Raw genomic sequence first — 24,347 nt, forward strand, 5'->3', positions numbered from 1 at the left:
ATGGAGTATCGGCACCACAGCAGAGCAGCTAGCGGCATCGACCGAATGACGGAGGCGGTCAGGATGGCAGACACGCGCAGGCTCCCAGGACCCAACGCCGACATGTGGGACTGGCAGCTGGAAGGGTCGTGCCGGGGGATGGACAGCGCGTCCTTCTTTCACCCGGACGGCGAGCGCGGCCCGGCGCGGGCACGGCGGGAAGCAAGGGCGAAAGCGGTGTGCCTGAGCTGCCCCGTCTTGGAGATGTGCCGCAGCCACGCGCTGGCGGTGCACGAGCCCTACGGCATCTGGGGCGGGCTCTCGGAGTCCGAACGCGAACACTTGATCAAGGCCGACAAACGCACGCTCAGCATGTCGGGCGGCTGACGGCCCACAGACACCGGAGGGCGGCGCCGGGTGGGGTGGCCGCCCTCCGTGCTTTCCGGGCTGCAGTCCGGCCCGGGACGGGAACGGGGCGGCATCCATGCGGATGCCGCCCCGTTTTCGCGCGTCGAGCAGGCGGCACGCTCGGGAGATGCCGCCTTGTCGCGCGTCGAACGCGTCGGTGTGAGTGGCCGCGGGGCGCTGTACAGGTCCTGCGCACCCGGCCGAGAACGGCGGCTTCACCTGCGCGGCTCCCCGGCTGACGTGCGAGGGGCTGCGTCTGTGCGGGTGCCGCCTCGGTCTCGTGTGTCGGACGTCAAGGGCGAGCAACCGCGGGGCCGCCGAACAGGCCTCCGCCTGCGGCGTGACCCGGCTGCCGACACAACGAGAAGGGGCGGCACCCCTTGCGGGATGCCGCCCCTCTCGTGCTCGGAAACGCGTCAGTGCGAGTGGCCGTGGCCCGCCGCGGCGGGCTCTTCGTCGGCCGGCTTCTCGACGATGGAGCTCTCCGTCGTCAGCACCAGGCGCGCGATCGAGGCGGCGTTCGCCACCGCGGACCGGGTCACCTTGACCGGGTCGACGATGCCGGCGGCCAGCAGGTCGGTCAGCTCGCCGGTGGCGGCGTTGAAGCCGTGGCCCCAGCTCTGCTCCCGGACCTTGTTGACGATGACCGCGCCCTCGTGGCCCGCGTTGGTCGCGATCCAGAACAGCGGGGCGGACAGCGCGTCACGCACGATGCGGACACCGGTCGCTTCGTCGCCTTCGAGGCCGAGGCCGTCTTCCAGCTCCTTGACCGCGTGCACCAGCGCCGAGCCACCGCCGGGCAGGATGCCCTCCTCGACGGCCGCCTTGGTCGCCGCCACGGCGTCCTCGATGCGGTGCTTGCGCTCGTTCAGCTCGGTCTCGGTGGCCGCGCCGACCTTGATCACCGCGACACCGCCGCCCAGCTTCGCGAGCCGCTCCTGCAGCTTCTCGCGGTCCCAGTCGGAGTCGGTGCTCTCGATCTCCTTGCGGATCTGGGCGATCCGCGCCTGGGTGGCGTCCTTGGTGCCGGCGCCGTCCACGATGGTGGTGTCGTCCTTGGTGACGACGATGCGCCGCGCGCCGCCGAGCGAGCCGAGGTCCGCGTCGGCCAGCTTCATGCCGATCTCCGCGGAGATCACCTCGCCGCCGGTGACGACCGCGAGGTCGTCCAGGAACGCCTTGCGACGGTCACCGAAGAACGGCGCCTTGACGGCGACGGCGGTGATCGTCTTGCGCAGCGAGTTCACCACGAGGGTGGACAGCGCTTCGCCGTCGACGTCCTCGGCGATGATCAGCAGCGGCTTCTTGGCCTCGACGACCTTCTCGAGCACCGGCAGCAGGTCCGCCAGCGACGAGACCTTCTCGCGGACGAGCAGGATGTAGGCGTCCTCGAGGATCGCCTTCTGCTCCTCCGGGTTGGTCGCGAAGTGCGCCGAGAGGAAACCCTTGTCGAACTGGACGCCCTCGGTGATCACCAGCTCGGTCGCCAGGGTGGACGACTCCTCGATGGTGATGACGCCGTCCTCGCCGACCTTCTCGACGGCTTCGCCGAGCAGGGCGCCGATGTTGGCGTCGCGGGAGGTGACGGTGCCGACCTGGGCGATGCTCTCGCGGCCCTTGACCGGGGTCGCCTTGCTCTTGAGGACCTCGATGACCTTCGCCGCGGCGGCTTCGATGCCACGGCCGATCGAGGTCGGGTTCGCGCCGGCCGCGACGTTGCGCAGGCCGACCTTCACCAGCGACTGCGCGAGCACGGTCGCGGTCGTGGTGCCGTCACCGGCGACGTCGTTGGTCTTGGTGGCCACGCTCTTGGCGAGCTGGGCGCCGAGGTTCTCGAACGGGTCGTCGAGCTCGATCTCACGGGCGACGGTCACGCCGTCGAGGGTGATGGTCGGGCCACCGAACTTCTTGTCGAGCACGACGTGGCGACCGCGCGGGCCGAGGGTGACCTTGACCGTGTCGGCGAGCTTGTTCACCCCGCGCTCCAAGGCGCGACGAGCGTCCTCGTCGAATCTGATCTGCTTGGGCATAGCGTGTTCCGCTTACCTTTCGGTGGGTCTTGAACGCACGAACGCCCCGTCCCCCGGCTTGTGCGGGGCCCGGGGCGTCATGCGCTGCGAGCGGACGTCAGTTGATGACGGCCAGCACGTCGCGGGCGGACAGGATGAGGTAGTCCTCACCGTTGTACTTGACCTCGGTGCCGCCGTACTTCGAGTAGATGACGACGTCGCCGACGGAAACGTCGAGCGGGACGCGGTTGCCCTTGTCGTCGATCCGGCCCGGGCCCACGGCCAGAACCTTGCCCTCCTGGGGCTTCTCCTTGGCGGTGTCGGGGATGACGAGGCCGGAAGCGGTCGTCTCCTCGGCCTCACTCGTCTGGACAACGATCTTGTCCTCGAGCGGCTTGATGTTCACGCTCACCGGGTTGACCTCCACGGTCGTCGAAAGCGTTGGCAGGATGTGGTTACGGCTCTACCACCCCCGCCGTCGCGGGTGCCGGGGCTGTCGGGCCGTGCGATTAGCACTCTAGCCACGGGAGTGCCAGCCGTGCAACCAGGGTCCACCCGAAGGCCGGCGCCCCCCACTCTTCGGCAGGTCGGCGGCGGCTCTTACCCCCGGCGTGAGTTTCTGGTTAGGTTCTCACCGTCTGGCACCTGGACCCTGGGGGTTTATGCCCATGTCGTTTCGTTCGCTCTCCAGAACGGCGGCGCTGGCCGCTGCCGTCGCCCTGCTCGGTGGGCTCGCCACCGCGCCCGCCCATGCCGCGACCACCGATCAGCGGCAGCGGGACTTCGCCGCCGCGGCCGCCGAGTTCGGGGTTCCGCTCGACGTCCTGCTCGGCGTCTCCTACCTGGAGTCCCGGTGGGACTTCAACGGCGGGACGCCCAGCACCGCCGCCGGGTACGGGCCCATGCACCTCACCGACCTGCGGGAAGCCGGGGTCGCCGGCAGCCACCACGACCAGGGCAGCGAGGACCCGCGCGGTGATGACGCGCGGCCCGCGTTGCACCCGGCCGCGGGGCCCGACGTGCCGCCGCAAGCCGGGCTGCAGACCGTCGACGAGGCCGCTCACCTGCTCAAGACCGAACCGAAGACCCTGCGTACCGACACCACGCAGAACATCCGGGGTGGCGCCGCCCTGCTCGCCAAGTACCACCTGGGGCAGACCGGCTGGTACGACGCTGTCGCGCGGTACGGCGGATCCGGCGAGGCCGCTGGGCAGACCTTCGCCGACGAGGTCTTCGAGACCATCAAGAGCGGCGTGAGCCGCACCACCGACGACGGGCAGCAGGTCACCCTCGCCGCCACGCCCGGCATCACCGTGCCGGAGCACGCCGAGGCGAACCCGGCGAACGTCGAGTGCCCGCGGACCGTCACCTGCGAGTCCGTGCCGGCGCCCTACCAGGAGCTGCCGGGCAACGACTACGGCAACCACGACCTGGCCGACCGGCCGGCCGGCCAGAAGATCGACCACATCGTCATCCACGACACCGAGGGCTACTGGGACAGCGTCCTCAAGCTCGCCCAGGACCCGACGTACGTGAGCTGGAACTACACCATCCGCTCGGCCGACGGCCTGATCGCGCAGCACGTGCCGACCAAGGACGTCGCCTGGCACGCGGGCAACTGGTACATCAACGCCAAGTCGATCGGTATCGAGCACGAGGGCTTCGCCGCGAAGGGCACCTGGTACACCGAGGCGATGTACCGCTCGAGCGCGAAGCTCGTCGGGTACCTCGCGCGCAAGTACGACATCCCGCTCGACCGCGCGCACATCATCGGCCACGACAACGTGCCGGGCACGATCCCGTCGACGATCGCCGGCATGCACTGGGACCCGGGCCCCTACTGGGACTGGTCGCACTACTTCGACCTGCTGGGCGCGCCGCTCGGCGGGTTCGGGCTGCCCGGCTCGTCGCTGGTCACCATCGACCCGGACTTCACGAAGAACCAGCCGATCTTCACCGGCTGCGACACCGCCGGAACGCCCTGCACGCCAAGGGGTTCCGAGGCCGTCGTACTGCACTCGCAGCCCTCTGACTCCTCGCCGCTGCTGGTCGACGTCGGCCTGCACCCCAAGGGCACACCGTCCACTATGGACGTCGCGGACGTCGGCAGCCGGGCCGCCACCGGGCAGCGGTACGCCGTCGCCGGCACCAGCGGCGACTGGACGGCGATCTGGTACCTCGGGCAGAAGGGCTGGTTCCGCAACCCGCACAACGCGCGGGTCGCCAAGCCCGCGATCGGCCTGGTCGTGACGCCGAAGCCCGGCCTCGCCACGATTCCGGTGTACGGCCGCGCCTACCCCGAGCCCGAGGCCTACCCGGCGAACCTGACGCCGCAGGCCATCACGCCGCTGCCGTACACGCTGGCCGCCGGGCAGAAGTACTCGTCGGCCGGGGTGGTCGGGTCGGAGTACTACTCGGCGACGACGTTCGACGTCGCCGACCACGTGGTCGTGAAGGGCAAGCTCAAGTACGTCCAGATCCAGTTCGGCCACCGGATCGCGTTCGTCAAGGCGGACGACGTCCGGTTCCTGCCGGCGTTCTAGCCGAGGTCCGTGAAGGCCTCCTTGAGGGACTCTGAGTCCCTCAAGGAGGCCTTCACGGACTTTCAGGCGTCCAGGGCGACCTTCGCGCCCGCGGACTGCTCGGTGTTGCGACGCGTTTTCGCCCAGCCGTTGCGGCCGCGGATCAGGCGGAACAACGCTCGCCACGACGTCACGTAGAACGTGTAGATGTACGCCGCGTACGCGAAGCCCAGGCCGATGCCGCGCAGGATATTCTTGCTGCGCAAGCACTTCAGCTGGTAGATCGGGCCCCAGACCAGGAACGGCAGCAGGCCGAACGAGCCGTAGATGGCGAAGAGGATCCACGCGCCGCCGGTGAACCACGACCACATCTGCGCCGGGTCGCCCGCGGTGCCGAAGATCAGCAGCAGGAACGGGATCGGGTACAGCAGCGACCCGAGCAGCTGCAGCCACGGCTGCGCGAGGTAGTACATCATCTCCGCCGCGCCGAGCGTGCTGACGTGCGGCGAGTCCCAGATCCGCCGCAGGTACCGCGCGCACTGCATGGTGCCCTGGCCCCAGCGCGTGCGCTGCACCAGGAACCGCCGCAGGCTGTACAGACCTTCTTGCGCCACATGGGAATCCGGCGTGAACCCGGTGCGCCAGCCTTCGGTGAGCAGGTGGACGCCGAGCTCGAAGTCCTCCAGCAGCGAGCCGCGCCACGGCTGCGCGGCGGGGCCGGCGATCGAGTCGAGCGCGGTGAGCCGGGTGAACTGGCCGTTGCCGCCCATGGAGATCGTGCCGGTGAACCCGCGCGACGTCTGGATCGCCGCGATCGCCGTCCGGAACTCCAGGTCCTGCAGCTGGGCGAGCTTCAGCCCGAACCAGCGGCCGGCCGGGTTGCGCGTCGGCGGCGGGGTCTCGACGTTGCTCATCCGGACGTCGAGCTGCACCGCGCCGATCCCCGGGTCGCCGAAGAGGTGGTCGGCGGCGCAGACGTCGAGGCAGTTCGGCGCCGGGCGGCCGTCGGCGTCGACCACCACGACCACGACGTCGTCGCGCGTCGCGGCCGGCCCCATCCAGTCGTTCAGGGCCCGGTAGGCCGCGTTGAGCGCGTCCCCCTTGCCGGTGCGGGCCTCGGGCCGGACGCGCGGCACGAGGTGCAGGTACGGGTCGTACCCGCCGTTGCGCCGCCACAGCATCCGGACGACGCGGGCGGTCCGGTCCTCCGAGTCGTCGTCGACGACCCAGACGTGCGCGTGCCGGAACGTCGTGCGCAGGTAGCGGATCGTCTCGCGGATGACGGTCTGCTCGTCGCGGCACGGCACGAAGAAGTGCCACGTGAAGTCCGCCGGGTCACCGACCGGGCCGGGTTTGCGGCGCAGGTACGGCACCACGATCAGCACGACGTAGACGAGGAACGCCACGCTCATGGTCAGCGCGAACGCCTGGGTGATCGCCAGCAGGACCTTGACGCTCACGCCGCCACCTTGGGCTTGCGCGTCGCAAGCCAGACGAACAGGACCAGCGAGACGGCGCCGCCGAACACGCTCACCATCGAGCCGAGCAGCGTGTGCCCCCAGTAGTAGCCCTCGTCCGGGCCGAGCCAGTGGACCAGGCCGACGATCGTGAGAATGCGCAGCTGGTTCACCAGCACCACGACGACCGCGGAAATGCCGAGGGAAAAGAACAACCGGCGCGCATTCGCGGGCCGGAACCAGAGCATGGCCATCGTGACAACGAGCAGTGGCAGCAGAAGAAACGCCGACGAACATTCCGGTGTCATTCTCAACCCGAATGGAGTAGCGCTACTCAACCCAAAGTAAACAGACTCCCGATCGGGCGCTACGTAAACACCCGATGTAGTGATGACGTTGAGGATCGCGCCCGCGAGCCGTACTTCCAGTTCGCGGTAGAGCCGCTCGGCCAGCACCACCACGGCTCCTGCGGCGGCCAGCGCGGCCAGCGCCACGACCAGCGGAAACTTCGTCATCCCTGAGTGCGGAGCGCTCGCTACGGCCACGACGTTCCTCTCGGTGTCGATTTCTCGTTCAAGCTGCGGACCCCGCCCGAGCGTAAGTCATGATCGCCCCGCGGTTCCACTCGGAGGAGGGGTTTAAGCGGCCATTCGGCAGTTTCGGGCGCGAACTTGCTAGGCCGTCCGGGTGACGTCGGATTCGACCTGCGGGATTACTCGAAAGCACTACCCGATCCGGTGATTCGGCGATTTTAGTGTGCTATTCGGGGCCGTCTTGGCGATAGTCGATTCGCGTGCCGAATCGAGGCAAGCCGGATGCATCCGCGCCCACAGACACGTAAACCCAACCCCCGAGAAACTCAGCGAATTCGGAGGACCAGTTGATGAAGAGCTCCCTCGTGCGACGCGGCGGACTGCTCGCCGCGGTCGTGGCGAGCGTCGTGCTCGCCGGCGCGGCCCCCGCTTCGGCGGCCCCCGGCGACGGTTCCGCGTACGGCGTCAAAGTCGGCGTGACGCTGCTCGGCCAGCCCGCGGTGAATGTGGGGCCGCTCGCGGTCGCGAACACCGCCGGTCCGACGACGAGCACGGTGGCCGGCGCCACCGCGGCCGGCATCCTGACCGCCGGCGTGATCACCGCCGAGGCCAAGCGCGACGACGAATCCGGCGCGGTGACGGCCAAGGCGACCACCGCCGACGTCGGCCTGCCCCTGCTCAAGGCCGCTCTCGGCACTGTCGGCGTCAAGACCGTCGAAGCCGTCTGCACCGCCACCCAGGAAGGCGTCAAGGGCAGCAGCACGCTGGCCGACGCGAAGCTCGGCAGCATCGGCGCGGTCGACGCCAACCCGGCGCCGAACACCCAGATCAAGGTGGCCATCGGCCTGGTCAACGTGGCGACGATCATCCTCAACGAGCAGATCCAGAACAAGGACGGCAGCCTCACGGTCAACGCGCTCCACGTGAAGCTGCTCGGTGGCGTCGTCGGCGCCCTCGGCTCGGGTGACGTGATCGTGTCGTCGGCGACCTGCGGCCCGGCCGCGCCGCCGATGCCGCTGGCGTCCGGGGCCGGCCTGTGGGTCGGGCTCGGCCTGCTCGGCGCGATCGCGCTGCCGGTCGGCACGCGCATCTTCCGCAACCGCCGCACGGCCTGAGCGAGGTCCGGATGTACAGGATGCCGGGCGCGGGCGTCGGCGTGGCCGGTGGCGGGGTGGGCACCCTCGCCGCCACCGGGGCCGACATCGGGTGGTGGCTGGCCGTCGGCGTGCTGCTGGTCCTGCTCGGGACCGTCGCGCTGATCGCCGTCCACCGCCGCAACCGCCGTCTCTCCCAGGCGCGGGAGCACTGAAAACCGGAGCCGTCGGCGTGCGCCCCTCGCACGCCGGCGGCCCCGGTCCCAAATTCTCGTGGAAACTGGACGACGTGGAAAAGGAGCACCGCGGGGTGGACGTGATGTTGCTGGCCGGGACCCGCCCGGAAGCGCTCAAACTCGCGCCGCTGGCGCTGGCCATGGACGCCCACCCGGCGCTGCGGCCGATCCTGGTCCACAGCGGCCAGCACGCGGGCATGGTCGAGCAGGCGCTGCTGCCGTTCGGCCTGGTCGCCGACGAGTGGCTGGACGTCCCGCCGCGCGTCACCGGCGGGCAGGCGGAGCTCGTGGCGGGCCTGCTGCCCGCGCTGGACGACGCGCTGCGCCGGTGTGCGCCGGCCGCGCTGGTCGTCCAGGGCGACACGACGACGACGCTGGCGGGCGCGCTCGCCGCGTTCTGGCTGGGCATCCCGGTGGTGCACCTGGAAGCCGGGCTGCGCACGCACGACCTCACCGCGCCGTTCCCCGAGGAGGGCGCGCGGCAGATGGTGTCCCGCCTGGCCGCGCTGCACCTGGCCCCGACCCTCGGCGCGGCGGCGGAGCTGCGCGCGGAAGGCGTTCCGCGGCAACGCATCGCGGTCACGGGCAACACGGTCGTCGACGCGGTCCTGGAGATCGCGGCCCGCGACCTCCCGGCGCGCGACACGGCGCTGGCGCTGCTGGAAATGGAGATCGCCGAGGCGGGCGAGCGGCTGGTGCTGGTGACGTCGCACCGCCGCGAGTCCTGGGGCGAGCCGCTGGAGCGGACGCTGGCGGCGGTGCAGCTGATCGTCGCCGAGCACCCGGACGTCCAGGTGCTGTTCCCGGCGCACCCGAACCCGCAGGTCAGGGACCAGGTGGAGGCCGCGCTGGGTGGCCTGCCGCGGGTGACGGTGACCGACCCGCTGGAGTACCCGGACCTGGTGCGCGCGCTGCGGCTGGCGTCCCTGGTGCTGACGGATTCGGGCGGCATCCAGGAGGAAGCGCCGACGTTCGGCACGCCGGTACTGGTCCTGCGCGACGTCACCGAGCGCGCGGAGGTCGTCGAGGCCGGGTGCGCGTGGCTGGTGGGCACGGACACGGCCCGGATCGCCGACACGGCCGCACGGCTGCTCCAGGGTGACCTACGCACAGCACAGGTGGGAAACCCTTACGGCGAAGGCAATGCGGCGGTCTTGGCGGTCGCCGCGATCGAAGAGCTGCTCGGCGTCGGGACGCCCGCGCACCGGCACGCCGCGGCTTCGTAGGCCCAGACTCGTCGTGAGTGTTTAGGGCGGTTAGAACCGCCCTAAACACTCACGAGGACTAGAGCGAGATGACGTTGACCGGGAGGGCCGGGTTGGCGCTGAAGTCCAGCGCCGCTGTCGGGCGCTTGGCCGCCACCACGTGCGCGCCCAGCGCCGCGATCATCGCGCCGTTGTCCGTGCACAGCCGCGGCCGCGGCACACGCAGCTCGATGCCCGCCGCCGCACAGCGTTCCGCCGCCAGCGACGACAGCCGCGAGTTCGCCGCCACGCCGCCGGAGATGACGATCGTGCCGATCCCCTGCTCCTTCGCCGCGCGGATCGCCTTCGCCGTCAGCACGTCCGCGACGGCCTCCTGGAACGACGCCGCGACGTCGTCCACCGGGATCTCCTCGCCGCGCCGCTGAGCGCCTTCGACCCAGCGCGCGACCGACGTCTTCAAGCCGGAAAAGGAGAAGTCGAACTTCGCGTCACGCGGGCCGGTCATGCCGCGCGGAAACGCGATCGCCGCCGGGTTGCCGTTCTTCGCCGCCTTGTCGATCGGCGGGCCGCCCGGGTACGGCAGGCCGAGCACCCGCGCGACCTTGTCGTACGCCTCGCCCGCCGCGTCGTCCACAGTGGACCCGAGTTCGGTGATCGACGACGCGATGTCGTCGACGCGCAGCAGCTGCGTGTGCCCGCCGGAGACCAGCAGCGCGAGGCACGGAGTCGGCAACGGCCCGTGCTGCAGTGTGTCCACCGCGATGTGCCCGGCCAGGTGGTTGACGCCGTAGAGCGGCACGTCCAGCGCCGTCGCGTACGCCTTCGCCGCGGAGACGCCGACCAGCAGCGCACCCGCGAGGCCCGGCCCCGCCGTCACGGCGATGGCGTCCACATCGGACAGTGACAGCCCGGCTTTCTCGAAAGCGCGGGAAGTCGTCGGGACCATCGCTTCGAGATGCGCACGGCTGGCGACCTCCGGCACGACGCCGCCGAACCGCGCGTGCTGCTCGACGCTCGAAGCGACCTCGTCGGCCAGCAGCTCGACCGCACCGTCGTCGTGCAGGCGGACCAGGCCGACGCCGGTCTCGTCGCACGAGCTCTCGATGCCCATGATGATGCGCGACATCAGCCCGCCACCTCGTCTCGCGTCCGCGCGGGGCGGACCATCGTGTACGCGTCGGCGCCGGAAGGCTGGTAGTAGCGCTTCCGGATGCCGAGCCGTTCGAAGCCGTGGCGCTCGTACAGCGCGAGCGCGGTCGTGTTGTCCGTGCGGACCTCGAGGAACACCGGCGACTCGTACTCGTCGGCGCGCTCGAGCAGCGCCAGCAGCAGCGCCTTGCCGATGCCCTGGCCCTGGTACTCCGGCGCGACGCCGATGGTGTGCACGGTCGCCTCGTACTCGCCGCGGCGCCGCCCGACGACGGCCAGCCCGGCGTACCCGAGCACCTCGTCGCCGTCGTCCGGCCGGGCGGCCAGGTAGAAGTGGCCGATGTCCAGCTCGGAGTGGAACGCGTGGGCGTTCCACGGGTCGTCCCCGGGGAAGAGGATCTTCTCGATCTCGACGCAGCGGGCGATGTCCTTGCGGCGCAGGGGATCGAGTCTCACGGCGCGGTCACCCGTTTCGGCGCCGACGGCTCGGCGGCGTCCGGGCGCCGCAGGTACAACGGCGTCAGCGGGGCTGGCGTTTCCTTCGCGAGCAAGGCGCTCCGAGCGGCCTTCACCAGCCCGGCGGGCGACGGGAAGCGCGGCTCGATCGGCTGGACGTCGAGGACCGCGCCGTAGAGGATCGCGCCGTCACCGGCCGCCGCCTTGACGTCGGTCTCGAGATCGGCCGGGCGCTGGACGTCCGGGCCGTGCGTGCGCGTGCCGGACGCGTCGTAGGCCGCCCAGTAGACCTCGCGGCGGCGCGCGTCGGTGAGCACGAGGAACGGCTTCCCACCCGGGACGACGTCGGCGGCGATCGCGTCGAGGCTGCCGACCGGGTACACCGGGACGCCGAGCGCGTGGCCGAAGGCGGCCGCGGTGGCCATGCCGGCGCGCAGGCCGGTGAACGGCCCGGGGCCGACGCCGACGACGATCGCGTCGAGGTCCTTGAGGGTGACGCCGGCGGCTTCGGCCGAGGCCAGGGCGTGCGGCGTGATCAGCTCGCCGTGAGCGCGGGGATCGACCGTGACCCGGTCGCCGCGCGTCTCGACCCGGTCGCCGTCCAGTGCGACGACGCCCGCGGTGACCGCCGGGGTCGAGGTATCGATCGCCAGTACCAACACGGTGTCCCAGCCTACGACCAGGCCGGGATGTCCTTTTTAGCGACCCTGCGCGGGCCCGGGCCCTGCTGTGAAACCGGTCGCTGCGGGGGCCAGATCAGCACGGTAACGTGCGAATCGGGGTTCGCAGCAGCGAGTCCCCCGAGCTGGAGGTCCCCGCGGTGCCCGACCCGTTGTTCCCCGCCCTCACGTCAGCCTCGGGCAACGAAGCCCTCCGATTCGGCGACCAGGCCCTGACCTACGCCGAGCTCGCCGCCGTCGCCGGCAACCTCGCCGCCGAGCTGCCCCGCGGCCGCGTCGCGGTCTGGGCGACGCCGACCCTGCACACCAGCGTCGCCGTCGTCGCCGCCCTGCTCGCCGGGGTTCCCGCGGTGCCGCTCAACCCGAAGATCGGCGAGCGCGAACTGGCGCACATCCTCGCCGACAGCGAGCCGCAGCTGGTGCTGGCCGAGCCGGGCGTCGAGCTCCCGGAGGGGTTGGCCGGCCTGCCACGGCGGGACATCCCGCTGACCGGCCCGGCCACACCGCTCGCGGAAGAGCCGGACGCCGAGGCGCCCGCGTTGATCGTCTACACCTCGGGGACCACCGGGCCGCCGAAGGGCGTCGTCCTCCCCCGCCGCTCGATCGCGACCACGCTGGACGCCCTCGAAGACGCCTGGGCGTGGACCGCCGACGACGTCCTGGTGCACGCGCTCCCGCTGTTCCACGTGCACGGCCTGATCCTCGGCATCCTCGGCCCGCTGCGCCGCGGCGGCTCGGTCCGCCACCTCGGCCGGTTCTCGACCGACGGCGTCGCGCGTGAGCTGAGGGCCGGGGCGACCATGATGTTCGGCGTCCCGACGATGTACCACCGGATCGCCGGCGAGGTCGGCACCGACAGCGCGCTGGCCGACGCCCTGCGCGGCGCGCGGCTGCTCGTCTCCGGATCCGCCGCGCTGCCGGTGCACGACCACCAGCGGATCACCGACGCGACCGGCCAGCAGGTCGTCGAGCGCTACGGCATGACCGAGACGCTGATGAACACGAGCGTCCGCGCGGACGGCGAGCGCAAGCCCGGCACGGTCGGCGTCCCGCTCGGCGGTGTGGACCTGCGGCTGATCGGTGACGCCGGCGAGGTGCTCGACGACGTCGAGACCGTCGGCGAGATCCAGGTGCGCGGCCCGAACCTGTTCACCGAGTACCTCAACCGCCCGGACGCCACCGCGGCCGCGTTCGACGACGGCTGGTTCCGCACCGGCGACATGGCCACGCGCGACACCGACGGGTACGTGAAGATCGTCGGGCGCAAGGCGACCGACCTGATCAAGAGCGGCGGCTACAAGATCGGCGCGGGCGAGATCGAGAACGCGCTGCTGGAGCACCCCGGCGTCGCCGAGGCGGCGGTCACCGGCGAGCCGGACGACGACCTCGGCGAGCGGATCGTCGCCTGGGTCGTCCCGGACGGGGAACCGCCGTCGCTCGGAGAACTCGCCGACCACGTCGCGCGGCTGCTTTCCCCGCACAAGCGCCCGCGGGTCGTCCGGTACCTGGATGCCTTGCCGCGCAACGACATGGGCAAGGTCCTGAAGCGAGCGCTCGGTGAGTAGGCGGCCGGCGCGCGAGGTCGTCGAAGCGATTTCGACCGGCTTCGAGGAGTTCACGACGCCGTTGCGCGAGGAGCCCGCCGACGGGCCGATCGACTGGCCGGGCTACCGCGAAGCACGCTCCGCCGCCGAAGAGCGCACCGGCGAGAAGGAGTCGGTCGTCTGCGGGACGGCGAAGATCGGGGACGCCGAGGCCGTCGTGATCGCGTTCGAGTTCGGCTTCCTCGGCGGCTCGCTCGGCCAGCGCACCGGGGACCGGATCGAGGCGGCGTTCGCGCACGCCCGCGACGTCCGGCTGCCGGTGGTCTCGCTGATCGCGACCGGCGGCAGCCGCATGCAGCAGGGAATGCGCGCGCTCATGCAGCTGCAGCGGGTGGCCCGGGCGGCGGCGCGCACGCGCGCGGCGGGCGTCCCGCAGATCGCGGTGCTGCGCGACCCGACGACCGGCGGCGGCTGGGCGACGCTCGGCGCGGGCGCCGACGTCATCCTCGCGCTGCCGGAGGCGCAGGTCGGCTTCGCGGGTTCGCGAGTGCGTCCCGCCGGTTCGCCCGAGGCCTACACGGCGGAGGCGAAGCTCGAGTGGGGCCAGGTCGACGCCATCGTCGCGCCGGAGAACCTCGGGGCGGCGCTGGAACGATGGCTGCGGTTGCTGACGTCCCGGTCGAACGCCGCGGCGCCGCCGCCCCGGGCGCTGCGCGAGGCCGCGTTGCCGGAGACGGGCTGGGAAGCGGTCCAGGCCGCGCGTTCCCCGCGCCGGGCAAGGGCCGTCGAGTACCTGGACGCGTACTTCGACTGGCGCGAGGACATCAGCGGCGACCGCTGCGGCGGCGTCGACCCCGGCGTCGCGTGCGGCTTCGGCTGGCGCAACGGAAGGACGATCGCGTACGCGGCCCAGTGCGGCACACCGACACTGCCGTCGGGCTTCCGCACGGCGGCGCGGTTGGTCCGGCTGGCGTCGCGGCTGGCGATCCCGGTGCTGACCATGGTCGACACCCCGGGCGCGGCCAACGACCCGGCGGCCGAGCAAGCAGGCGCGGGAGGCGCGATCGCGGACCTGTTCGAGGCGGTAGCGACGGCGGTCGCCCCGGTGACGACGCTGGTGATCGGCGAAGGCGGCTCCGGAGGCGCGCTGGCGTTCGCGGCGCCGGGCTCGACGTGGGTGACGCCGGACGCGTACTTCTCGGTGACGTCCCCGGAAGCGGCGGCGGCGATCCTGAAGCGCCCGGCCTCGGAGGTGCCGGAGCTGGCCAACCAGCTACGGCTGCGGCCGCAGGATCTGGTGCAGCTGGGCGTGGCCCGCGCGGTCGTCTCGGTGCAAGAGTCGTGAGTGTTCAGGGCGGTTAGAACCGCCCTGAACACTCACGACAGCCCGTGCCGACCATGAGCCGTGGGGTTCCAGGGTGACCTCGCGGACGTCGTCCTCGCGGCGGTCCAGGCGCACCACCAGGAAGTCCGACGACAGCCGCTCCGCCGAACCCTCGCCCCACTCGACGATGATCGCCGAACGCTCCAGGTCGGTGTCCAGGTCCAGGTCGTCCAGCTGGGACAGGTCGCCGCCCAGGCGGTACGCGTCGACGTGGATCAGCGGGACGCCCGCAGGGCCCGCCGGGTGGACGCGGGCGAGGACGAACGTCGGGCTGCTCACCCGGCCGCCGACACCCAGGCCGTCCGCGATGCCGCGGGTCAGCGTGGTCTTGCCCGCGCCGAGGGGGCCGGCGAGCAGGACCAGGTCACCCGCGCGCAGGGAACGGCCGAGCGACCGCCCGAACTCCATCGTGTCTTCGGGCGTCGGGAACAGATACGTCAACGCTGCCACCACCAGTTCCGCCGGGCCGGGTCTTCGCCGTCCACACCGGAACAGCGTTGCAGTAAGTCGATCAGGTAGCTGGTCACCAGGTCGGGCTGCTCCAGCAGCACCATGTGCCCGGCGCCGCGGACGCGCACCAGCTCCGCGTCGGGCAGCTCGGACGCGATCCGCTCGGCGTGCGCGAACGGCGTGAAACGGTCCGAATCACCGCCGATGACCAGCACTTCCGCCGTCTTCAGCCCGGCCAGCGCCGCGTAGCGGTTGTGGCTGCCGAGGGTGTCGACGAAGTTCACCAGCCCGCGCACCGGCGTCACTTCCAGCATTTCGAGCATGAAGTCGACGAGCCGGGGCGCCACGTCGCGGCTGCCGAACGCCAGCCGGCGCACCGCCTGCCGCGTCAGCTGGCCGCCGGCCGCGCGGACGAACTCCACCAGGCCCGGCTGCCAGCCGGCGAGGCCGCCGGCGGCGCGCGTCAGTGGGTTGTACTTCGAGAGCAGCGAACGCGGCAGCCCGCGGGCCCCGACTTCGCCCGCCGCCGTCGCGATGAAGGCGACGCCGGCCACGCGGTCCGCGAACAGCTGGGGGAACTCCGCGGCCAGCTCCATGATCACCATGCCGCCCATCGAGTGCCCCACCAGCACGATGGGCCCCTCCGGCACCACGGACCGCAGCACGACGTCGAGGTCGCGGGCCAGCTGCTCGATCGTCGAGTTCTCCGCCGACGCCGCGCCGGACAGGCCGTGGCCGCGGTGGTCGTAGTAGACCTGACGCACCCGCGGCAGCCGGAGCGTCGCGAGGTCACGGCGCTGGAAGTGGAAGCACCGCCGGGAAAGCGCGAAGCCGTGCACGCCCACGACGGTCAGTTCCGGCTTGCCGCCGTCGTCGGAATCGATCTCCTCGACCGACAGGGGGGTGCCGTCGTCGGCCGCGACCGTGGACATGCGGTCCGGCTTCAGCTCCCCCAGCGGCTCGTCCACGTACGGGTCCTCACTGTGCCGCCGCTGCTGCGCGGCGACGATAGCGGCGGCGGCGGTCCCGGTGGCGATGGCCCCGACCCCGCCGGCGATGGCCAGCAGTCGACGTGAAGGTGTCACGAGGCCGCCCCCAGATACCGGCGCCGCACCCGCGGGCGGTACATCGACGTCACGATCTCGTAGTCGATCGTGCCGAGCTTGTCGGCCCATTCGCGCGCGGTCGGCTCGCCCTTCGTCCCCCGCCCGAACAGGACGACTTCGGCGCCGACCTCGGGCTCGAAGTCACCGCAGTCGACGATCAGCTGGTCCATGCAGACGCGCCCGACGACCGGACGCCGTTGCCCGCCGAGCCAGACATCCATCCGGCCCGACAGAGACCGCGGCACGCCGTCGGCGTACCCCGCGGGCACCAGGGCCAGGTTCGTGTCGCGCGACGCCGTCCAGGTGTGCCCGTAGGACACCGATTCCCCGGCCTCGATGCGCTTGACCAGCGCGACGGCGGACCGGAACGTCATGACCGGGCGCAGGTCCTCGGCCTGCGGCACGGGGTTGAGCCCGTACATCGCGATGCCCGGCCGCACGATGTCGAAGTGCAGATCCGGCCGGGTCAGCAGGGCCGCGGAGTTCGCGAGGTGGCGTTGCGGGTCGAGCCCGGCGGCGCGGGCGACGTCGTAGGCCTCGTCGAAGCGCTTCGCCTGGGCGTCGATCGACGGGTGGCCCGGTTCGTCGGCGCACGCGAGGTGGGACCAGATCGCGACGACGTCGACGCGCGGTTCGGCTGCGGCGGCCGCGACCAGCTCGGCCCAGCCGGCGGGCGGGCAGCCGTTGCGCGAGAGGCCGGTGTCGATTTTGAGGTGCACGCGAGCCTGAGTACCCACTGGGACGGCGGCGGCGATGCGAGCCAGCTCACCCACCGAGCTGGCGGCGAGGTCGACGTCCGCCTCGACGCCCGCGGCGAAGTCGACCTCGGGCACGTCGAGCCAGCTGAACAGCCGGGTCGTGATCCCGGCGCGGCGCAGGTCCAAGGCCTCGCCGAGCGAGCAGGTGCCGAGCCAGCTCGCGCCGGCCTCGACCGCGGCGCGCGCCACCGGCAGCGCGCCGTGGCCGTAGGCGTCGGCCTTCACCACGGCCATCACTTCGGCGCCGGGCGCGCGGGCGCCCAGCAGCGCGAGGTTGTGGCGGATCGCGTCGAGGTCGATGTCGACCTGGGCCCTGGGAAGACTGGAGGACATAACGCCTCCAGTTTCCCATGACCCGAGGTCAGGACAGGCGCGCCCCGGACGTGGCGGAGAACACGTGCAGCTCGTCGGGACGGATCCGCAGGTGCAGGGTGTCGCCCATGGCCGGCGGCTTGCGCGGGTCGACCCGGGCCACGACGTTGGACTTGGTGCCCTCGGCGTCGGTCTCGGCGAGCTTGCCGTAGACGTAGGCGTCCGAACCGAGCTCCTCGACCAGTTCCACCTTGATCGGCACGGTGCCGTCCTCGGTGGCCGACACCTCGAGCGACTCCGGCCGGAAGCCCAGCGTCACGGTGTCGCCCTCGGCGGCGGCGATGATCTCGCGGGTCAGCGGCACGCGCGCGCCGCCCACCTCGGCGCCGTCGGTGGTGAGCTTCGCGGTGACGAGGTTCATCGCGGGCGAGCCGATGAAGCCGGCGACGAACGCGTTCGCGGGCTTGTCGTAGAGCGCGCGCGGGGTGTCGCACTGCTGCAGCAGGCCGTCGGACAGCACCGCGACGCGGTCACCCATCGTCATGGCCTCGACCTGGTCGTGCGTGACGTACACGGTCGTGACGCCGAGGCGGCGCTGGAGCGCGGCGATCTGCGTACGGGTTGACACGCGCAGCTTCGCGTCGAGGTTCGACAGCGGCTCGTCCATCAGGAAGACCTGCGGCTCGCGCACGATCGCGCGGCCCATGGCGACGCGCTGGCGCTGACCACCGGAGAGCGCCTTCGGCTTGCGGTCGAGGTAGTCCTCGATGTCGAGCAGCTTGGCCGCGTCGAGCACCTTCTGCTTGATCTCGGACGCGGGGCGCCCGGCGATCTTCAGCGCGAAGCCCATGTTCTGCCCGACCGTCATGTGCGGGTAGAGCGCGTAGTTCTGGAACACCATCGCGATGTCACGCGAACGCGGCGGCAGCTGGGTGACGTCGCGGTCGCCGATCCAGACGGCGCCGTCGTCGATGTCCTCGAGCCCGGCGAGCATCCGCAGGCTGGTCGACTTGCCGCAGCCGGACGGGCCGACCAGCACCAGGAACTCGCCGTCGGCGATCTCCAGGTCCAGCGCGTCGACGGCCGGGCGGTCGCTGCCGGCGTAACGCCGGGTCGCCTTGTCGTAGGTGATGGAAGCCATCGGGTCAGTCCTCTCCGAAAGTCCGCCGGACCCCGTGCGCGGCTTCGCGCGCTTCGAGGTGGCGCTGCTGGATCCGGTGGCCCTCGGCGCGCTGCGCCTCGGTCGGCTCGTCCAGCTCGAGCCGCGCTTTGGTGTTTCCTTGCCAGGACGGGGGTTCCGCGCTGGAAGTCAGGGCCCACGCCGCCTGCCGCGCCGCGCCGATGGCGACGTACTCGGCGACTTCGGGCAGCTGCACGGGCACGCCGAACACGAGCGGCGCGACCGCGCGGACGGCGGCCGACTGCGCGCCACCGCCGATGAGCAGCACGCGGTGGACGTCGAGACCGTGCGCGCGGACGGCGTCGAGACCGGCGGCCAGGCCGCACAGCATGCCCTCGACGGCACTGCGCGCGAGATTCTCCGGCGTCATGTTCGCCCGGGTCAGGCCGGTCAGGGAGCCGGTGGCGTCAGGCAGGTTCGGGGTGCGTTCGCCGTCCAGGTAGGGCAGGAACGTCAGGCCGCCGGCGCCGGGCTCGGCGCGCAGGGCGAGCCGGTCGAACTCGCTCAGCGTCGCGCCGAGCATCGCCGCGGTCGACGTCAGCACCCGCGCGGCGTTGAGCGTGCAGGCCAGCGGGAGGAAGCGGCCGGTGGCGTCGGCGAACCCGGCGACCTCGCCGCTGGCGTCGGCCGCGCCGGTCTCGGCGACGCCGAACACGGTGCCGCTGGTGCCGAGCGACACGACGACGTCACCCGGCTGCAGTTCGAGCGCGAGTGCGGCGGCCATGTTGTCGCCGGTGCCGGCGGAGACGAGCACGCCGCCCTTCGTGTGGCCGGCGGTGTCGGCCGGGCCGAGCACGGTCGGCAGCTCCGGCGTCCGGCCGCCGAAGGCGTGCGCGAGGACGTCGAGGCGGTAAGCGTTGTCGGACGGCGAGAAGTAGCCGGTGCCGGACGCGTCACCGCGGTCGGTCACCGGGTCGCCGCCGGTGAGCTTCCAGGTCAGCCAGTCGTGCGGCAGCAGCACGCGGGCGACGCGGTCGGCGAGCTTCGGCTCGTGTTCGGCCAGCCACCGCAGCTTCGTGACGGTGAAGCTGGCGACCGGCACCGAGCCGACGGACTTCGCCCAGACGGACGGCCCGCCGAGCTCGTCGATCAGGTCGAGCGCGGCCTGCGCCGAGCGGTTGTCGTTCCAGAGCAGCGCGGGCCGGACGACGTCGCCGGTTTCGTCGAGCGTCACCATGCCGTGCTGCTGGCCGCCGATGCCGATGGCCTTGACGTCGTCGAGCAGGCCGGTTGTGGCGGTTGCGAAGGCCTCCCACCAGGCCGCGGGGTCGACCTCCGTGCCGTCCGGGTGCGGCGCGCGGCCGGTGCGGACGATCTCCCCGGTCACGGCGTCGCACACGACGACCTTGGTCGACTGCGTGGACGAATCGATGCCAGCCACCAGCTCAGCTGTCATACGGCTGCCCCTCCTCGACGTGTTCGACGATCTCGATCGCGGTGCCCGCGTTGAGCGCCGCCTCGATTTCCTCGGTCGGCGTGGTCTCGCCGGTGATCAGCAGGTCGTAGTCGCCGACGTCGCCGTGCGCGTAGGTCGCGGTGCGCCCGAACTTCGAGTGGTCGACGACGAGGACGTTGTGGTTCGCGACCCGCAGCGCGGCCTTCTTCAGCTCCGCGTAGTCGCGATCGGGGTGGTAGAGCCGCCCGATCGCGACGGCGGTGACCGAGACGAACGCGACGTCGGCGCGGATGCTGTCCAGCAGGTTCAGCACCTCGGGCCCGGCGCAGGAGTCGTACTCGTGGCTGTAGCGCCCGCCGGCGAGCACGACGTCGACCCGCGGCCCGAGCAGGCGCGCGGCGTGCAGCGAGTTGGTGACGACGGTGAGCGCGTCGATCTCCGCGAGCCGCTTGACCAGCGGGAGGAGCGTCGTCGAGTCGTCGACGAAGACGGTCTGGCCGGGCTGGACGTGCTTCGCGGCCGCCTCACCGAGAGCGTCCTTCTCCCCGTGGTGGAGGGTGTCGCGGAAGCGGGCGGCGGTCTCGATGGTGGGCGCGGGATAGGCCGCGACCTTGCCGCGGAGCTTGCGCAGAAGACGACGTTCGTCGAGGTCGTCGAGGTCGCGGTGGATGGTCATCAGGCTGACCTTGAACCGGGCGGTGAGGTCGTCGATGCGGGCCTCGCCCTGCTCGATGACGTGATCGAGGATGTCCTGCCGCCGCTGCTCGACGACGGCGTCGGACGGCCGGGTCTTCCGGTCTCCAGGTCCTGTGCCGCCGCTCACACGGACTTCTTACCAGATTTACCGCCCAGAGTTAACAGAGAACTCGATAACTCTTCACGCCACCGCCGTCCCAAAGCGCCACTTTCTCCGTGAAAGTGTTCCGGAGGAGGTGGCTCCGGAACACTTTCATAGGGAAAGTGGCGTCTTGGGGTCAGGGGGTGAGGGAGCGGATCGCGCGGATCGCTTCCGGGATCGCGTGGACCAGGGCCGAGGACGACGTCGGGGCGTTCTGGGCCGCGATCGCGCCCGCCAGGGAGTGCACGTGGGCCGCCGCGGCCGCGGCCAGCCACGGGTCCAAACCCGCCGCCAGCAGCGAGCCGATCAGGCCGGACAGCACGTCGCCCGACCCCGGCGTGGCCAGCCAGGCGCCGTGCGGCTTGTTGACCGCCACCCGGCCGTCCGGGGCCGCGATCACCGTGACGTACCCCTTCAGCAGCACCACCGCGTTGTACCGGCGCGCCGCGTCGCGAGCGGCTTTCACCCGGTCAGGGCCCGGCGCGGCACCCATCAGGCGCTCGTACTCACCCGCGTGCGGCGTCAGGACCAGCGGCGTGTCCGGGTCGCGCGCGTCGAGGACGTCCGGGGACTTCGCGATGATCGTCGTCGCGTCGGCGTCCGCGCACACCGGCAAGCCGCGGCCCAGGACGTACCGGACGACGTCGCGGCCCTCCGAGCCTGTGCCGATGCCGGGCCCGACCGCCCACGCCTGGACGCGCCCGGCGTCCGCGACCGTGCCTGTCGCGATGACCTCCGGCCACTGCGCGCGGACGACGTCGGCCGCGTGCCCCGCGTACCGGACCATCCCGGCCGTCGCGCGCACCGCCGAGCCCGCCGTCAGCACCGCCGCGCCCGGGTACGTCGCCGAGCCCGCCGCGACACCGACCACGCCCTGGCTGTACTTGTCGTCCTCCGGGCCCGGCACCGGCCAGGCCACGGCGATGTCCACGACGTCCAGCTGCCGGATCGAGGGCTCCCCCAGCTCCGGGCCGAGACCGATGTCGACCAGCACCACCTCGCCGCACCACGTCGGCGCCAGCACGTGCACCGGCTTGCGGCCGCCGAAGGTGACCGTCAGGTCCGCGCGAACCGCCGGGCCGTCGACGGCGCCGGTGTCCGGATCGACGCCGCTGGGCAGGTCGACCGCGACGATCGGCGCTTCGACGAGGGACACCAGCCGCGCGGCGTCCGGCCGCAGCGAACCGTGCCCCGAAATCCCGATGATCCCGTCGACCACGACGTCCGCCCGCGCGATCCACTGTGGACCGTCCTCGGCGGACACCACCCGGCCACCGGCTCGCCGCAGCGCCGCGAGTCCGGCCTCGTGGGCCCGGGAACCCAGCAGGACAGCCGTGACGGCGACCCCGCGGCGGCGCAGGAAAGCCCCGGCCCACAACGCGTCGCCGCCGTTGTCACCGGAGCCGACCAGCAGCACGACCCGGCGTCCCGACACCGTGCCGGTGTGCTCGCCGAGGAACTCCGCGATCCGCACGGCCAGCCCGAACGACGCGCGCCGCATCAGCTCGCCCTCGGGCGTGACGGCGAACAACCGCCCCTCCGCCTCGCGAATCCGTTCCGTGGTCCAGATTCCCTGCACGGCGAAGGCCTCCCGCTATTCGACGGTGACAGACTTCGCCAGGTTACGCGGCTTGTCGACGTCGTACCCGCGAGCGCGGGCGATCTCCGCGGCCAGCACCTGCAGCGGGACCGTGGACACCAGCGGCTGCAGCAGCGTCGGCACCGCGGGGATCTCGATCAGCTCGTCCGCGAACGGCCGGACCGTCTCGTCACCCTCTTCGGCGATCACGATCGTGCGCGCGCCGCGTGCCTGGATCTCGCTGATGTTCGACACCAGCTTCGAGTGCAGCACCGCGCGGCCCTTGGGCGACGGCATCACGACGACGACCGGCAGGCCCTCCTCGATCAGAGCGATCGGGCCGTGCTTGAGCTCGCCGGCGGCGAAGCCCTCGGCGTGCATGTACGCGAGTTCCTTGAGCTTCAGCGCGCCTTCGAGGGCGACCGGGAACCCGACGTGCCGGCCGAGGAACAGCACGGCCTTCGAGTCGGCGATCCGGCGGCCGAGGTCGCGCACCTGGTCCACAGTGGACAGCACCTTCTGGACGGCCGCGGGCATGGCCTCCAGCTCGGCGAACTCGCGGGCGACCTCGTCCGGGTACTTGGTGCCGCGGGCCTGCGCCAGTGCCAGGCCGACCAGGTAGTTGGCGGCGATCTGCGCGAGGAACGCCTTCGTCGAGGCGACGCCGATCTCGGGCCCGGCGTGGGTGTAGAGCACCGCGTCGGACTCGCGCGGGATCTGCGCGCCGTTGGTGTTGCAGACGGCCAGCACGCGCGCCTTCTGCTCGCGCGCGTGGCGGACGGCCTCCAGCGTGTCCGCCGTCTCGCCGGACTGCGACACGGCGACGACGAGCGTCGCGCGGTCGAGCACCGGGTCGCGGTAGCGGAACTCGCTGGCCAGCTCGACCTCGACCGGCAGGCGGCACCAGTGCTCGATGGCGTACTTGGCGACCAGGCCGGAGTGGTAGGCCGACCCGCAGGCGACGACGAAGACCTTGTCGACGTCGCGCAGGTCCTGGTCGGAGATGCGCTGCTCGTCGAGGATGATCCGGCCGTTGTCGAAGTGCCCGCGAAGGGTGTTCGCCAGCGCCTCGGGCTGCTCCTCGATCTCCTTGAGCATGAAGTACTCGTGGCCGCCCTTTTCGGCGGCGCTCAGGTCCCAGTCGACGGTGAACGGCTTCGCCTGGGCGGCGTCGCCGTGGAAGTCGGTGACCTCATAGCCCTCGCGGGTGATCACGACGAGCTGGTCCTGCCCCAGCTCGACGGCCTCGCGGGTGTGCTCGATGAACGCGGAGACGTCGGAGGCGACGAAGTGCTCGCCCTCTCCGACGCCGACGACCAGCGGCGACGACCGGCGCGCCGCGACGATCGTGCCGGAGTGGTCGGCGTGCGTCACGACCAGCGTGAACGCGCCTTCGAGGCGACGGCAGACGGCGGCGACGCTGGCCGCGAAGTCCCCGGCGGTCTCGCCGCCGGTGTAGGCCCGCGCGATGAGGTGCGCGGCGGTCTCGCTGTCGGTGTCGCTGGCCATCTCGACGCCGTCGGCTTCCAGCTCGGCGCGCAGGGCGGCGAAGTTCTCGATGATGCCGTTGTGCACGACCGCGACGCGCTGGGAGGCGTCCCGGTGCGGGTGCGAGTTGCGGTCCACCGGGGCACCGTGGGTGGCCCAGCGGGTGTGGCCCATGCCGGCGGTGCCGGCGAAGCTGTCGCGACCGACCTTGTCCAGCTCGGCTTCCAGGTTGGCGAGCCGGCCGGCCTTGCGCTCGACGTTCAGTGCGCCGGCGCCATCGAGGACCGCGACCCCGGACGAGTCGTAACCGCGGTACTCCATCCGCCGGAGCCCGCCGAGAACGACGTCCAGAGCCGGGCGGTGCCCGACATATCCCACGATTCCACACACGCGCACCAGCCTAACGAGGGACATTCGGCCGGCTGACCGGGCACGCGAACCGCTCCCGACCTGCACGGACGTCACTCCATATGGTCCGGACCAATGCCGAACCGGGTGACACCGCCCAGCCCACTCCCGACCGCCCCGAGGCGGCCTTGGTTGCGTCCGACGCACCGAAGGCCGTCTTCGGTGCGTCGGACGCA

Annotated in this window: 21 protein-coding genes and 1 pseudogene; 7 read left to right on the top strand and 15 right to left on the bottom strand. The window is 71.8% G+C overall.

The annotated features are described in order from the left end of the window. Positions 1-45: 45 nt before the first annotated feature. Entirely contained in the window at positions 46-366 is a 321-nt protein-coding gene (locus tag OG494_RS33030) for a WhiB family transcriptional regulator (protein ID WP_305879369.1), read from the top strand. Positions 367-803: 437 nt separating this feature from the next. Here the strand turns inward: OG494_RS33030 and groL are convergent, their stop codons facing one another. Both groL and groES read right to left on the bottom strand, forming a co-directional pair. Beyond that, positions 804-2,417, bottom strand: coding sequence for a chaperonin GroEL (gene groL, locus OG494_RS33035; protein ID WP_328445417.1), 1,614 nt, complete (start codon positions 2,415-2,417; stop codon positions 804-806). 97 nt (positions 2,418-2,514) lie between these two features. Beyond that, complete coding sequence (gene groES, locus OG494_RS33040) at positions 2,515-2,808, bottom strand: co-chaperone GroES (protein ID WP_007031106.1); 294 nt, start codon at positions 2,806-2,808, stop codon at positions 2,515-2,517. 250 nt (positions 2,809-3,058) lie between these two features. Here groES and OG494_RS33045 point away from each other — a divergent pair, with 250 nt between their 5' ends. Then, entirely contained in the window at positions 3,059-4,939 is a 1,881-nt protein-coding gene (locus OG494_RS33045; RefSeq protein ID WP_442874311.1) for an N-acetylmuramoyl-L-alanine amidase, read from the top strand. Between the two features lie 62 nt (positions 4,940-5,001). On the opposite strand, the gene OG494_RS33050 is transcribed toward OG494_RS33045, so the two are convergent. Continuing rightward, on the bottom strand, positions 5,002-6,330 hold the full coding sequence (locus tag OG494_RS33050) for a glycosyltransferase family 2 protein (RefSeq protein ID WP_328459096.1): 1,329 nt from the start codon (positions 6,328-6,330) through the stop codon (positions 5,002-5,004). A 44-nt stretch (positions 6,331-6,374) separates the two neighbouring features. After that, positions 6,375-6,890 carry an exosortase P gene (gene xrtP / locus OG494_RS33055; protein ID WP_328445424.1) on the bottom strand — a complete coding sequence of 172 codons (516 nt, stop codon included), beginning with the start codon at positions 6,888-6,890 and terminating at the stop codon, positions 6,375-6,377. Positions 6,891-7,258: 368 nt separating this feature from the next. Here xrtP and OG494_RS33060 point away from each other — a divergent pair, with 368 nt between their 5' ends. The 3 genes from OG494_RS33060 to wecB all read left to right on the top strand — a co-directional run bounded on the left by OG494_RS33060 (position 7,259) and on the right by wecB (position 9,464). Further along, positions 7,259-8,023: a choice-of-anchor P family protein gene (locus tag OG494_RS33060; RefSeq protein WP_328445425.1), complete on the top strand. Its 765-nt coding sequence runs from the start codon at positions 7,259-7,261 to the stop codon at positions 8,021-8,023. A gap of 11 nt (positions 8,024-8,034) precedes the next feature. Further along, the gene (locus OG494_RS33065; RefSeq protein ID WP_328445426.1) at positions 8,035-8,217 is read left to right on the top strand and encodes an LPXTG cell wall anchor domain-containing protein; all 183 of its coding nucleotides are present in this window, start codon (positions 8,035-8,037) and stop codon (positions 8,215-8,217) included. Positions 8,218-8,312: 95 nt separating this feature from the next. After that, complete coding sequence (wecB, locus tag OG494_RS33070) at positions 8,313-9,464, top strand: non-hydrolyzing UDP-N-acetylglucosamine 2-epimerase (RefSeq protein WP_328459097.1); 1,152 nt, start codon at positions 8,313-8,315, stop codon at positions 9,462-9,464. A gap of 58 nt (positions 9,465-9,522) precedes the next feature. Here the strand turns inward: wecB and tsaD are convergent, their stop codons facing one another. Genes tsaD through tsaB form a run of 3 tightly spaced genes read right to left on the bottom strand, consistent with a single transcriptional unit; the run spans position 9,523 to position 11,710 of the window. Next, positions 9,523-10,569, bottom strand: a complete 1,047-nt coding sequence (tsaD, locus tag OG494_RS33075) for a tRNA (adenosine(37)-N6)-threonylcarbamoyltransferase complex transferase subunit TsaD (RefSeq protein WP_328445428.1) — start codon at positions 10,567-10,569, stop codon at positions 9,523-9,525. Further along, positions 10,569-11,048 (bottom strand): ribosomal protein S18-alanine N-acetyltransferase, encoded by a 480-nt coding sequence (gene rimI, locus OG494_RS33080; protein WP_328445430.1) that lies wholly within the window; start codon positions 11,046-11,048, stop codon positions 10,569-10,571. The genes tsaD and rimI overlap by 1 nt, the downstream gene beginning before the upstream one ends. Further along, positions 11,045-11,710: a tRNA (adenosine(37)-N6)-threonylcarbamoyltransferase complex dimerization subunit type 1 TsaB gene (gene tsaB / locus OG494_RS33085; protein ID WP_328445432.1), complete on the bottom strand. Its 666-nt coding sequence runs from the start codon at positions 11,708-11,710 to the stop codon at positions 11,045-11,047. Before tsaB ends, rimI begins: the two co-directional genes overlap by 4 nt. 158 nt (positions 11,711-11,868) lie before the next feature. Here tsaB and OG494_RS33090 point away from each other — a divergent pair, with 158 nt between their 5' ends. Together OG494_RS33090 and OG494_RS33095 are read left to right on the top strand one after the other, a co-directional pair. Next, a complete protein-coding gene (locus tag OG494_RS33090; RefSeq protein WP_328459098.1) occupies positions 11,869-13,293 on the top strand; it encodes an acyl-CoA synthetase in 1,425 nt (474 codons plus the stop codon). Continuing rightward, positions 13,286-14,617, top strand: coding sequence for a carboxyl transferase domain-containing protein (locus OG494_RS33095; protein WP_328445434.1), 1,332 nt, complete (start codon positions 13,286-13,288; stop codon positions 14,615-14,617). Before OG494_RS33090 ends, OG494_RS33095 begins: the two co-directional genes overlap by 8 nt. Positions 14,618-14,659: 42 nt before the next feature. Here the strand turns inward: OG494_RS33095 and tsaE are convergent. The 8 genes and pseudogenes from tsaE to glmS all read right to left on the bottom strand — a co-directional run. Next, a pseudogene (tsaE, locus tag OG494_RS33100) lies at positions 14,660-15,097 on the bottom strand (tRNA (adenosine(37)-N6)-threonylcarbamoyltransferase complex ATPase subunit type 1 TsaE); the annotation flags it as partial. Next, complete coding sequence (locus OG494_RS33105; protein WP_328445436.1) at positions 15,094-16,191, bottom strand: alpha/beta fold hydrolase; 1,098 nt, start codon at positions 16,189-16,191, stop codon at positions 15,094-15,096. The pseudogene tsaE and the gene OG494_RS33105, both read right to left, overlap by 4 nt. Continuing rightward, entirely contained in the window at positions 16,188-17,303 is a 1,116-nt protein-coding gene (gene alr / locus OG494_RS33110) for an alanine racemase (protein ID WP_328445438.1), read from the bottom strand. Before alr ends, OG494_RS33105 begins: the two co-directional genes overlap by 4 nt. 28 nt (positions 17,304-17,331) lie before the next feature. Further along, positions 17,332-18,423: an ABC transporter ATP-binding protein gene (locus OG494_RS33115; protein ID WP_328445440.1), complete on the bottom strand. Its 1,092-nt coding sequence runs from the start codon at positions 18,421-18,423 to the stop codon at positions 17,332-17,334. Between the two features lie 4 nt (positions 18,424-18,427). After that, positions 18,428-19,858 carry a xylulokinase gene (xylB, locus tag OG494_RS33120; RefSeq protein ID WP_328445442.1) on the bottom strand — a complete coding sequence of 477 codons (1,431 nt, stop codon included), beginning with the start codon at positions 19,856-19,858 and terminating at the stop codon, positions 18,428-18,430. Beyond that, positions 19,848-20,681, bottom strand: coding sequence for a DeoR/GlpR family DNA-binding transcription regulator (locus OG494_RS33125; RefSeq protein WP_328445444.1), 834 nt, complete (start codon positions 20,679-20,681; stop codon positions 19,848-19,850). The genes xylB and OG494_RS33125 overlap by 11 nt, the downstream gene beginning before the upstream one ends. A 151-nt stretch (positions 20,682-20,832) precedes the next feature. After that, the gene (locus tag OG494_RS33130) at positions 20,833-22,275 is read right to left on the bottom strand and encodes an NAD(P)H-hydrate dehydratase (RefSeq protein ID WP_328445446.1); all 1,443 of its coding nucleotides are present in this window, start codon (positions 22,273-22,275) and stop codon (positions 20,833-20,835) included. Positions 22,276-22,290: 15 nt separating this feature from the next. Continuing rightward, positions 22,291-24,153, bottom strand: coding sequence for a glutamine--fructose-6-phosphate transaminase (isomerizing) (gene glmS / locus OG494_RS33135; protein WP_328445448.1), 1,863 nt, complete (start codon positions 24,151-24,153; stop codon positions 22,291-22,293). Positions 24,154-24,347: the final 194 nt, after the last annotated feature.

The organism is Amycolatopsis sp. NBC_00438, assembly GCF_036026695.1.
Classification (GTDB): domain Bacteria; phylum Actinomycetota; class Actinomycetes; order Mycobacteriales; family Pseudonocardiaceae; genus Amycolatopsis.

Coding starts and splice junctions, on each gene's coding strand:
- xrtP (WP_328445424.1), bottom strand. CDS start 6,890: ATGACGAAGTTTCCGCTGGTCGTGGCGCTGGCCGCGCTGGCCGCCGCA.
- tsaD (WP_328445428.1), bottom strand. CDS start 10,569: ATGTCGCGCATCATCATGGGCATCGAGAGCTCGTGCGACGAGACCGGC.
- groL (WP_328445417.1), bottom strand. CDS start 2,417: ATGCCCAAGCAGATCAGATTCGACGAGGACGCTCGTCGCGCCTTGGAG.
- OG494_RS33030 (WP_305879369.1), top strand. CDS start 46: ATGACGGAGGCGGTCAGGATGGCAGACACGCGCAGGCTCCCAGGACCC.
- OG494_RS33065 (WP_328445426.1), top strand. CDS start 8,035: ATGTACAGGATGCCGGGCGCGGGCGTCGGCGTGGCCGGTGGCGGGGTG.
- alr (WP_328445438.1), bottom strand. CDS start 17,303: ATGTCCTCCAGTCTTCCCAGGGCCCAGGTCGACATCGACCTCGACGCG.
- OG494_RS33045 (WP_442874311.1), top strand. CDS start 3,059: ATGCCCATGTCGTTTCGTTCGCTCTCCAGAACGGCGGCGCTGGCCGCT.
- OG494_RS33050 (WP_328459096.1), bottom strand. CDS start 6,330: ATGAGCGTGGCGTTCCTCGTCTACGTCGTGCTGATCGTGGTGCCGTAC.
- xylB (WP_328445442.1), bottom strand. CDS start 19,858: ATGACAGCTGAGCTGGTGGCTGGCATCGATTCGTCCACGCAGTCGACC.
- OG494_RS33115 (WP_328445440.1), bottom strand. CDS start 18,423: ATGGCTTCCATCACCTACGACAAGGCGACCCGGCGTTACGCCGGCAGC.
- OG494_RS33060 (WP_328445425.1), top strand. CDS start 7,259: ATGAAGAGCTCCCTCGTGCGACGCGGCGGACTGCTCGCCGCGGTCGTG.